Here is a 583-nt window from a genome sequence, read left to right on the forward strand (position 1 = left end):
ACTGCCCGCACCCTGGTCATCGGCTGGGGCTCCACCTACGGCCCCATCACCGCGGCCGTCCGCCGGATCCGCGGCGCCGGGCAGACGATCGCCCAGGCCCACCTGCGCCACCTCAACCCCTTCCCGGCCAACCTCGGGCAGATCCTGCGCTCCTACGACCGCGTCGTCGTCCCCGAGATGAACCTCGGCCAGCTCGCCCACCTGCTGCGGGCGAAGTACCTGGTCGACGCCCGCTCCCTGAACCAGGTGACCGGGCTGCCCTTCAAGGCGGAACAGCTCGCGCAGGCCATCATCGCGAAGGCGGAGGAGAGTGCGGATGTCTGAGGCGCTGACGCTGGTCCCCAAGGCGACCGCGAAGCAGTCGATGAAGGACTTCAAGTCCGACCAGGAGGTGCGCTGGTGCCCGGGCTGCGGTGACTACGCCGTGCTGGCGGCGGTGCAGTCGTTCATGCCCGAGCTCGGGCTCGCGCGCGAGAACGTGGTGTTCGTCTCCGGGATCGGCTGCTCGTCCCGGTTCCCGTACTACATGAACACCTACGGCATGCACTCCATCCACGGCCGGGCCCCCGCCATCGCCACCGGC

Annotated in this window: 2 pseudogenes; both read left to right on the plus strand. The window is 69.8% G+C overall.

The window, feature by feature from the left end:
- Window positions 1–324, plus strand: a pseudogene (locus HCN08_RS34540) (2-oxoacid:acceptor oxidoreductase subunit alpha); the annotation flags it as partial.
- Window positions 317–583 (plus strand): annotated as a pseudogene (locus HCN08_RS34545) (2-oxoacid:ferredoxin oxidoreductase subunit beta); the annotation flags it as partial. The pseudogenes HCN08_RS34540 and HCN08_RS34545, both read left to right, overlap by 8 nt.

The organism is Actinacidiphila epipremni (genome assembly GCF_012034175.1).
GTDB lineage: Bacteria > Actinomycetota > Actinomycetes > Streptomycetales > Streptomycetaceae > Actinacidiphila > Actinacidiphila epipremni.